Source organism: Kamptonema animale CS-326, from assembly GCF_028330895.1.
GTDB lineage: Bacteria > Cyanobacteriota > Cyanobacteriia > Cyanobacteriales > Microcoleaceae > Kamptonema > Kamptonema formosum.
Genome location: NZ_JAQMUA010000328.1, coordinates 21,584 through 31,856, shown reverse-complemented (window position 1 = coordinate 31,856; position 10,273 = coordinate 21,584). Strand labels below are relative to the sequence as shown.

General features: G+C 42.7%; 8 protein-coding genes. 7 read left to right on the top strand and 1 reads right to left on the bottom strand.

Annotated features, from left to right (window positions below; translation table 11 throughout):
* Window positions 1–275: 275 nt before the first annotated feature.
* The 5 genes from PN499_RS19270 (at window position 276) to PN499_RS19250 (ending at window position 6,435) form a co-directional block, all read left to right on the top strand.
* The gene (locus PN499_RS19270) at window positions 276–608 is read left to right on the top strand and encodes an aldo/keto reductase (RefSeq protein ID WP_334311704.1); all 333 of its coding nucleotides are present in this window, start codon (window positions 276–278) and stop codon (window positions 606–608) included.
* 448 nt (window positions 609–1,056) lie between these two features.
* Window positions 1,057–1,884: a PEP-CTERM sorting domain-containing protein gene (locus PN499_RS19265; RefSeq protein ID WP_272033718.1), complete on the top strand. Its 828-nt coding sequence runs from the start codon at window positions 1,057–1,059 to the stop codon at window positions 1,882–1,884.
* Window positions 1,885–2,018: 134 nt separating this feature from the next.
* Window positions 2,019–4,127, top strand: a complete 2,109-nt coding sequence (locus PN499_RS19260) for an SPFH domain-containing protein (RefSeq protein ID WP_272033717.1) — start codon at window positions 2,019–2,021, stop codon at window positions 4,125–4,127.
* A gap of 67 nt (window positions 4,128–4,194) precedes the next feature.
* On the top strand, window positions 4,195–4,479 hold the full coding sequence (locus PN499_RS19255) for a DUF2470 domain-containing protein (RefSeq protein WP_007356952.1): 285 nt from the start codon (window positions 4,195–4,197) through the stop codon (window positions 4,477–4,479).
* Window positions 4,480–4,851: 372 nt separating this feature from the next.
* On the top strand, window positions 4,852–6,435 hold the full coding sequence (locus tag PN499_RS19250; RefSeq protein ID WP_272033716.1) for an AAA family ATPase: 1,584 nt from the start codon (window positions 4,852–4,854) through the stop codon (window positions 6,433–6,435).
* 98 nt (window positions 6,436–6,533) lie between these two features.
* Here PN499_RS19250 and PN499_RS19245 read toward each other — a convergent pair whose 3' ends face one another.
* Entirely contained in the window at window positions 6,534–6,788 is a 255-nt protein-coding gene (locus PN499_RS19245; RefSeq protein ID WP_272033715.1) for a hypothetical protein, read from the bottom strand.
* A gap of 404 nt (window positions 6,789–7,192) precedes the next feature.
* Here PN499_RS19245 and PN499_RS19240 point away from each other — a divergent pair, with 404 nt between their 5' ends.
* Both PN499_RS19240 and PN499_RS19235 read left to right on the top strand, forming a co-directional pair.
* Window positions 7,193–9,052 (top strand): AAA-like domain-containing protein, encoded by a 1,860-nt coding sequence (locus PN499_RS19240; protein ID WP_272033714.1) that lies wholly within the window; start codon window positions 7,193–7,195, stop codon window positions 9,050–9,052.
* Between the two features lie 27 nt (window positions 9,053–9,079).
* Entirely contained in the window at window positions 9,080–10,258 is a 1,179-nt protein-coding gene (locus tag PN499_RS19235) for an AAA-like domain-containing protein (RefSeq protein ID WP_272033713.1), read from the top strand.
* Window positions 10,259–10,273 lie beyond the last annotated feature (15 nt).

Sequence of the window (10,273 nt, the reverse complement as noted above, 5' to 3'; positions counted from 1 at the left end):
TTGAGGGTTAGCTTTTGATTGGTGTCGGGATAGAATTGGTACTGGTAGGTCGCCTTCATTGCGTTGCAGCCGATACGCATCAATTAGTGTTAATTTAACATAAAATAATTGAGCATTTTGAGAAAATATTTTGCTCGCCTCGTCATCCACCTGCCCACTGCTCAAAGCCATGCTTTGAGATTGTGAACAGGTGGAATCCTCCTCTCACGCGCCTCTCATCCCACACCATACCGCTTCGGTTGGTGTGGGGATTCCCGTCTGTTTAGCTAAAAAATATTGTAGAGAATGGTATTAAAATCGTCTCCCATCAAGTCCAGTTTTCTTTAATTGACCGTCGCCCACTTGTAAAGATGGTGAACTTTTGTCAAGAACAGGAGATTAAATTTCTCCCTTACGGCACACTTTGCGGCGGATTGTTATCAGAAAAATATTGGGGGCAACCCGAATCAAATACGGGAATGTTGAACGCTACCAGCTTAAAAAAATATAAAAAAATGCTGGATGCGTGGGGGAATTGGAGTTTATTTCAAAAGTTACTGAGTGTGCTTAAAAATATGCCGATAAGCACAATGTTAGTATCTCTAATATGTCAGTTCGATACATTCTAGATCGAACAAAGGATGGGCGATAGGGAAGATCGAGGAAATGGAGAAATAGCGAGTATGCGGGAGATGGGAAAGGTGCTAGGAGTGGAGCCTTCTGGATGCAGATCGCATCGCCCCAGATCGCCCCAGCACCTTGTAGCGAGCCTTAATTCAACAAATATCTAGGAACTGGGGTTACGTAGCTGAAGTTACGGTGTATCAATTTAAAAAAGCCCTTAGTTGAAAATACTGACTAATATAAATTTATGATGAAGTTGCATAAAACTTACTAGACAAGATGAGGGGAATAAGAGATATTATACTTAAGAAGCGAAAATTTACATAATATAGTCTAAATTAACAGACTGATAACAGACTTAATGGCTCTTAAGCCAAGTTAAGAGCTTCTTTATAAGAACTATCAGGGGTTTTATAAGCGTCGTAATTCAACACTCAGGAAAGGGAATCAGCCATGAAATTAATTCGGAAAGCAACTCTAACAACAGGATTGTTGATAGCCGCAGCTACAGTTGGAAGGGCTGCCCCTGCTCAAGCGTTCTCTCTCTACTTTGGTGAAGATTTGGGACAGGGAGAGCAAGTGCGCCTAAATGCCACTCCCAACGCTAATAGAGCCAGAGATGAGTTCCTCTCTAACCTCATAGGAGTAGGAACTGAAAACTTTGAGCGTTACTCAGTGGAAACGGAGGCTCCTCTGTCCATCAGTTTCGGTAGTGCTGGAACCGCCACTCTCCTTGGCAATGGTTTTATCGATAGTGTTAACGGAAATACTACTAATGGAGTGGGACGCTATCCAATTTCTGGCAATAAATATTGGGAAGCTAGCAATCAGTTCGGGATTACCTTCTCAAAGGCAGTAGCTGCTTTCGGCTTTTACGGGGTTGATATTGGTGATTTTGAGGGACAACTAACGCTAACGCTGTTAAACACTGTGACAAATTTCCAGCAGACAGTCACGGTTCCCCATACGATGCAGGGATTAGGCGGTGGAGTGCTCTATTTTGGTTTGATTGCTGAATCGGATGAACTGTTTGACCGAATTATGTTCGGCAATACTGCACCAGGAGTAGATTATTTTAGTTTTGACAACATGACGGTGGGTAGTCTAGAACAAGTTGTGCCAACGGAAACGTCTCCATCTGGAGGAATTGGCGGAAGTGGGTCGTCGGAACCAGTACCCGAACCCTTGAGTATGGCGGGGATGATCTTGGGAGGGGCGATGCTTGCTGGTACTCGCAAGTTGCGCCAAGGACGGCAAAAAGTGGCGGCTAACAAAGGCTGAGATTGCCTGTAGCAGTAAAATCCGCTCGTATTTATCTCTTGCCAAGGAAGTTTTTCCTTAAAGTTAGGAAATCCCTAGGCGTTGCAGTTGGTAACTTGCTAAGCTTGAGCCAATTGCTCCCGATGAGGGAAGTTATGAAAAGTTGCACAGAAAAAATCGCTCTGCTTCATTGTAATTATCAAGTCAAAGTTCGTACTCTGAAATGGTTAGTTGCTACCCTAGCAGCAACACTGACTATAACAACAGTAGGCGCAGTCAAACCTGCACCTGCTGCTGAGCTAGTAACGCAAGTTAACTCTAGCCAAAGGCTCAGCCCAGTACCCCAGATCGGTTCGCAAATACAGACAGTACAACAAGACTTGCTGGGTGGAATCTTACCAATTATTCTGATCGGTGGCGCAATCGTCTGCATTCCTCTATTTTTTGGGGGTTTGGTGGTAATAGGCGATCGCGAAGTCGGCATTATCAGCAAAAAATTTAGCTTTTCGGGAAAATCCCTACCTCCCGGCCGTTTAATTGCCCTCGATGGCGAAGCGGGATATCAGGCAGATACCTTACCTCCAGGGTGGCACTGGGGCTATTGGCCTATACAGTACAACGTTCGCAAAGAACCCGTTACTGTAGTCCCCCAAGGTGAAATTGCTCTGATTGTCGCCGCAGATGGTGCGCCCATTCCACCGCAGCGCATTCTCGGCAAAGTTACAGATTCTGATAATTTCCAAGATGCGCGTAAATTCCTCAAAAGTGGTGGGGAAAAAGGTCGCCAACTGGGTATTATTACCACTGGTACTTACCGTATTAATACTGCTCTGTTCACGGTAATTACTGCTGCTAACGCCGCTAAACATGGCATGAGTGCCGAACAATTACGCCTCTACAGTATCAACCCCGATAAAGTTGGAATTGTCACCACATTTGACGGTATCCCGATTGAAGCTGGCGAAATCGCGGGAGAAACGATCCCCGATCACGACAATTTCCAAAACGCTCAGAAGTTCATCAGCGGCGGTGGTAGGCGCGGGTTGCAAGAACAAGTTTTGCTCTCTGGTTCTTGGAACCTGAACCCTTGGTTTGCTGGTGTCGAACAAGTGGCGATGACAGAAATTCCGATCGGCTATGTTGGCGTGGTAATTTCTTATGTGGGCAATACCTCGGAAGATGTCAGCGGTGCCGCTTTTACTCATGGAAACTTAGTAAATCCTGGCAATAAAGGTGTTTGGGTTGCACCTCTTTATCCTCGCAAACATCCGCTCAATACTCGGATTTTAAAAGTAGAGTTAGTGCCTACTACTAACATTGTGCTTAACTGGTCGAGGCGCATGGAAAGACATAGTTATGATTCTCAACTTTCGTCTCTGACTGTGTGTTCTAAAGATGGTTTTTCCTTTGATCTAGAAGTATCACAAATTATTCACGTCGGGGCTTTAGATGCTCCCAAAGTGATCTCGCGGGTGGGTTCGATGCAAAATTTAGTCGATCATGTTTTGCAACCGACTATTGGCAATTACTTTCGTAATTCTGCCCAGGCTTATACTGTGTTGGACTTTCTGACGGCTAGAAGTGAGAGACAAGCGGAGGCTGCGGAGTATATTAAAAGCGCACTTCGTTCTTATGATGTGCAGGCAATTGATACTTTGATCGGCGATATTTTGCCGCCGGCGGAACTGATGCAGACCCAAACCGATCGCAAAATTGCTGAAGAACAACGCAAGACCTATGATGTGCAGCAAATGGCTCAAACTCAACGGCAGCAGTTGGTACGGGAAACTGCCCTCGCGGATATTCAGCAAGAAATGGTTAAATCTGAGCAGGGTGTGAAAATTGCTGAGTTGAAGGCGAATGCTCAAATTCAGGAAGCAATGGGGGAGGCCGAGTCAATTCGGATGACGGGAAATGCTAAGGCTGAAGCTTATCGCGCGGGGGTGGTGGCTTTGGGAACTTCTGGTTATACAGCGTTGCAGCTTATGCAGGTAATTGGCGATCGCCAAGTTCGGGTTGTTCCCGATGTTGCTGTCACTGGTAACGGCGGTGGTACGGGGTTAATTGATGGGTTACTGGGGATGATGCTGTGGAATCAAAAGGGTAAGCACGAAAGTCCTAATCCTACAACGCAGGGAGAATCCACTGTTTTGCCTTCTGTCACAACAGCAGTCTCAAATCCGGCGGTATCTCCTGCGGCTCAAAAAGCTAAAAGCGATCGGCACTTGCATAAATCGCCCCTAGATTCTCCTCCTTTAAGCTAGCTTGATTGTGGTAAGTTCGTATGTATTGATATTTTGTACCATTATCAATACTACGAGAAATTGACTCATGTCTGAAACGTTTTCAACTGAAATTAGCGATCGCATCTGCTCTCACATGAACGAAGATCATGGGAATGCTGTAGTGCTTTACGCTCAAGCATTTGGTGGCATTTCCAGTGCAGCATCAGCACAAATGCGGGCAATTGATGCTACTGGCATGAATTTAACTGCTCAAGTCAATGGCGAAGATGTGCCCGTCCGTGTTAGCTTCGACCATATTTTAAAAGATGCCGAAGATGCTCACCACACTCTGATTGCTATGGTTAAACAGGCGCGGCAACTTAGCGAATAAACTAAATTTAAGCGATGTTAGGCTTGCTAATTCCTTCGATCTCTAGACTTACACACCGAGCACGAAAACAAATCAGAGATTGCTTGGGGGTTAGTTAATTCCTGGCAATACTTCCTATTGCTTTGGGCTTAGTTTACTTCGTCCCTCGCAACACCCTCAGATTGCTTCGTTCCTCGCAACTGCGCTACGCTTGACGCGCTGCACTTGGTTCGCAATGAGGAAAGATGCTAGTCTTGCCTAATTCCGAGCGCAACTACCAAGACGGTTAGGACGTTCTTAAATTGCTGAAATCATTGCTGTGATTGCATTTTATTTCTGATTTAAGACTTCTGACTTCTGCTATAAATCTAAAATCTAAAATCGTTAAATTCAATGATAGAAAATCCTCTTTATCCTAAAGGCAGTAATGCCGTTATTGGAGGCGAAAATGCGCCTTTGTCTGCCCTGGTAAAACAACTAAATTTAATGATTTTGGCGCGTTACCCACTGCTATATATTGTCGCCGCCGAAGAAGAACCCGCCGAAGAAATAATTTCACAAGTAGCACGAGAACTAACTCCTTCGCGCCGAATTTTATTGTGGGATATTGTGCGCGGCTGGGATGACAATGGCTCTGCTAAAGGCTCAGTAATGGCAGCACTGGATCGAATTAGCAAAACTTCGGCTGAGGAATATACAATATTTGTACTGCGCGATTTACATCCTATTTTGAAATATCCCTACACAGAAAAAAATGCTCCCGCAGTCCGGGAGTTGCGGAATTTGGCACGGGAATTAAAGCGCAGCCGTAAGACTATAATTTTAACTTCTCATGTACTGGAATTACCAGAAGAATTGAAGGAGGAAGTAACAGTAGTTGACTTTCTTTTACCCAACGTAGAAGAGATTAATTATTTAATTTCTCAGTTTACCGATCGTCCAGAACAGTTAGAGATGAGCAACCTGGCAAAGGAACAGTTAGTAAAAGCTTGTCAAGGATTAAGTAGAGCTAGAATTAGGCGGGTTTTAGCTAAAGCCTTAGCAGCAAAACAGCAGATAAATGAGTCGGATATAGATGAGGTATTGGAAGAGAAGCGACGAGCAATTAGGCAGACGGGAATTCTAGAGTTTTTCACGACAAAAGAATCGCTAAAAAGTGTAGGGGGATTAGATAATTTAAAAGAGTGGATAAAACTGCGACAGGATGCTTTTACTGAGGAAGCTCAGCGCTACGGTATCCCTAATCCTAAAGGAGTTTTGCTCGTAGGAATTCAAGGTAGTGGTAAATCACTTGCTGCTAAAAGTATTGCTCATGAATGGCGTTTACCACTGTTACGAATGGATACTGGAAAGCTATTCGGGGGAATTGTAGGGGAAAGTGAAAGCCGTATTAGGCAGATGATTGAGTTGGCAGAAGCGATTGCGCCTTGTGTTTTGTGGATAGATCAAATTGACCTGGCTTTTGGGAATATTAATAGCGCTACAGACAGCAATTCAGGTACGTCGCGGCGGGTATTTAGCAGTTTGATCAATTGGATGCAGGAAAAGACAAGTTCTGTGTTTATTGTGGCAACCGCGAATAATGTGCGAATGTTGCCGATTGAGTTGTTGCGAAAGGGTAAATTTGATGAGATTTTCTTTTTAAATTTGCCCAATGAAATGGAAAGGTTAGAGATTTTTAAAGTACATTTACAGCGGTTGCGTGGCGAAAGGTTAGGAGAGTTTGATTTGGCTTTGTTGGCAAGGCGTACTCAGGATTTTAGTGGTGCAGAAATTGAACAAGTTGTGATTGACGGTTTATATCGGTCATTCGGGACTTTTGTAAATGGACAGCGTAAAGATTTGACAACGGAGGATATTTTAAGTGCAATTGAGGATACTGTACCATTGGCTGCGTTCGCAGGAGATCGAATTCAAGATTTGAATCAGTGGGCGACTGAGACTGGGGCGAAAATAGCATCTAAGGATAAGTATTAGAAAGAAGGGGCTAGGGACTAGGGACTAGGGACTAGGGAAAGAGGAAGAGAGGAAGAGAGGGGGAGATGGGTAATTACCAATTACCAATTACCAATTACCTATCTACTTCCCCCCGCAGACTCATCTTTTGGTGGATTCTCTTGTCTCTGGGCGTAAATATTTCCTGATTTTTCGATTAATCTTGAATCTCGTTGCTTTGATATAATCTCATTACGAGGAACGCATTTAAGAACCGTCGAAGCTTCAGCGACTAAGGGGTGCGCGATGGCTACCCTGGCTGAAGGCATCGCAATTGCTAATGCTGCGGTTCCGGTCAAAAATAGAGAATGCACTCTGGAAAAACTTAGCTTCATCTCCATCACCAAGAGAAAGCGGTCTATGTTTTTCAATATTTCACGGCAATCGAGCTCAATGTTTGTCTGTGTAGTTAAAACTCACAAGGTAAGAGGAAAAGATAGCTGCATACACATCTGTGAATCTGCCTACACAAAGACACTACTTTTTTACTTAGGGGGCTACCTTAAGAGTAAAGGGCTAATTGCTAATTGCTAATTGCTAATGGCTAATGGCTAATGGCTAATTGCTAATGGCTAATTGCTAATGGCTAATGGCTAATGGCTAATTGGGAGGAAAGTTAAATGATTCAATAAGTGAAATTAGTTTCTTTCTTGCTGATTGATGGTGGTATTCACCGTACAAAATACCTATAAAACTAAAATATTTAGCAATACACTAGCATTAACTATAGGAAGCAAAGATGAATCAATTAGAGTTTACCAAAGCATTTACAGCTTTGACACCAAGACAGCAAGAAGTGTTGTTAAAAGTTTTAGCTGGTGAAAAAGATGCAGATATTGCTGCTTCGCTACACATCACCAAAGAAACTGTGAGAAAACATATTGAAAATATTTGCGAAGCCTTTGGTTTGAGATATCAACAAGATCATGGCTTATCGCACCGGCCTAATTTAATTGCTCTATTTGCTAAATACAGACCGGAATTATTTAGCCGTTATCCTCAAAATAGCAGAAATAATACTCAAGTTTTGCTCAGCTACTACCGTAGTTCTGAACTAGATTTAAGTTTGATATCGCAGTTAGATGCGGCATTACAAGCTAAGGGATGTAGAGTCTTTCAAGCTGGCAGTAATCTGCGAATGGCAAAAAATGGCCCGCAGCAAATTTACGCAGAATTGAATCAAAGTGATTATTTATTGCTACTTTTATCGCCGCTTTCAGCTTGCAGCGAGATGGTGACAGAAGAGGTAAGAACTGCCAAACTTCTGCAAGGTTCGCGGGAGGGCAAACCTGTAATTATTCCGATTCGGATTAATTGCCCTTTTAGTTTACTAAACCATGATTTACGTGGCTATCTTCAGGGAATTAATGATTATGAGTGGTTGAAACCTGATGATACAGCAAAAATTGTCACGAGAATATTAGAAGTGACATTAGGCAACGAAAGGCAAGAGAAAAAAGTAGTAGATAGCGGGTTAAATTCGTCTGCAAATCAAGAGAAAGGAAGAAATTTAGAAACGCCAACAGCTTTCCCTATAGTTTATGCTTTGACTCCAAATTATCCACCACAACCAATAGCAGAACCGGAGTTACCGAGAGGACAAGTCGAGTTAGCTTCTGCGTTTTATGTGGAAAGACAAGGAATTGAGGATCGTTGTTATGAGGCGATCGCGAAACCAGGTGCATTAATCCGCATCAAAGCGCCTCGCCAGATGGGAAAAACTTCTCTAATGGCGAGAATTCTTCGCCGCGCCGAGTTGCAAGGCTTTGCCGTAGTACCTTTAAGTTTTCAGTTGGCAGATAGCAAAGTTTTTACTGATTTAGAACAGTTTTTGCGGTGGTTTTGTGCCAATGTAGCTTTGCAGCTAGATTTGCCGGATCGTTTAGCTGAATATTGGAATGGGATTTTTGGCGCTAAGGTAGCTTGTAAATCTTATTTTGAAAGATATTTGCTAGCAAATATTACAACTCCTTTAGCTTTAGGTTTAGATGAAGTAGATGTAGTGTTTAGATATCCTGAATTAGCCGCTGATTTTTTGGGATTGTTGCGTGCGTGGCACGAGGAAGCTAAAAATCGGGATATTTGGAAAAAATTGCGCTTAGTTGTCGTACACTCTACAGAGGTTTACGTGCCGATGGATGTCAATCAATCCCCATTTAATGTAGGTTTACCGATTGAGTTGCCGGAATTTAAACCCGAACAAGTGAAAGAATTAGCATTGCGGCATGGGTTGGCTTGGGGTGTACAAGAAGTTGAGCAATTAATGGCAATGGTGGGAGGACATCCTTATCTCATTAGGTTGGCTTTCTATCACATTTCCCGACAGGAAATAACTTTGTCAGAATTGTTAGCAACAGCACCGACTGATGCGGGACTTTATAGCGATCATTTGCGGCGGCATCTGTGGAATTTAGAACAGCATCCAGACTTAGCAGCCGCTATAAAAAAGGTGGCAGATAGTGCTAGTCCAGTGCAATTAGAGTCAATGCAAGGTTTTAAGTTGCATAGTATGGGATTAGTGGAGTTTCAAGGTAATCAAGTAAGGCCCCGCTGCAATTTGTACCGCAATTATTTTAAGGTGCGTTTAGGAAATGAATAATTAAAAAATTAGGGATAAAAAGTTGACATGAGAGCCGAAGTCAATTTAGAATATACTTATCAAGTTGGAGGTTGCTTGCCGCTAGATGCACCAACTTATATCACTAGAAAAGCCGATCTTGAGTTAATGGAAAGTTTGAAAGCCGGAGAATTTTGTTATGTGTTAAATTCACGCCAAACTGGAAAGTCTTCGTTGCGAGTTAGAACGATGCAAAGGTTGCAAGCTGAAGGTTTTGCCTGTGCGGCAATTGATTTAACGGCAATTGGCAATCGCAATATTGAAGCTTACCAATGGTATGCTGGTGTAGTTTATAGTTTAGCTAATGGTTTTGATATTTTAGATCGGTTTGATGTCAGTCGCTGGTGGTGCGATCGCGAACTACTTTCTCCCGTGCAAAGGTTTAGTCAGTTTCTTGAAGAGGTGCTGTTAAAAGAGGTTGCTCAAAATTTAATCATTTTTATTGATGAAATTGACAGCCTTCTCAGCTTGAACTTCCCCCCTGATGACTTTTTTGCCGCGATCGAAGCTTGCTATAATAGACGCGCAGATGAGATGAAATACAGGCGACTTACTTTTACAATCTTGGGTGTGGCAAACAAGAGCGATTTGATAATTGACAAACATCGGACGGCGATATTTAGTATTGGTAAAGCTATTCATTTAGAGGGTTTTCAGTTGCAGGAATGCCAGCCTTTAGCCGCTGGATTAGCTGAGAAATTAGAGAATGCTGAGAATGCGATCGGAGAGATATTATCTTGGACGGCAGGACAACCATTTCTAACTCAAAAGCTATGCAAGCTATTAATACAAAAACTTCTGAATAATTGTCAATCCCCCCTCCTAAATTCTCCAACTGAAGTTTCTGAGTTGGTAAATTATTTAGCCATTAATCAGATCGTAGAAAACTGGCAAGGACAAGATGAGCCAGAGCATTTAAAGACAGTGCGCGATCGCGTACTCAGAAAATCAGATCGACCTAGCCACCTGCTAGAATTATATCAGCAAGTTTTGCAAAACAAACAAATTGTTGTTGATGATAGTTCTGAGCAATTGGAATTGAGACTTTCAGCATTAGTAGTCAAACGTGAAGGAAAGTTGGAGGTTGCTAACCGGATATACAAATCAGTTTTTAACATCAATTGGGTGGAAGAACAATTAGCACTTATGCGCAAGAATGCCTTCCCATTTTTAATTTTTAATTCTTAATTTTTAATTCTTAAT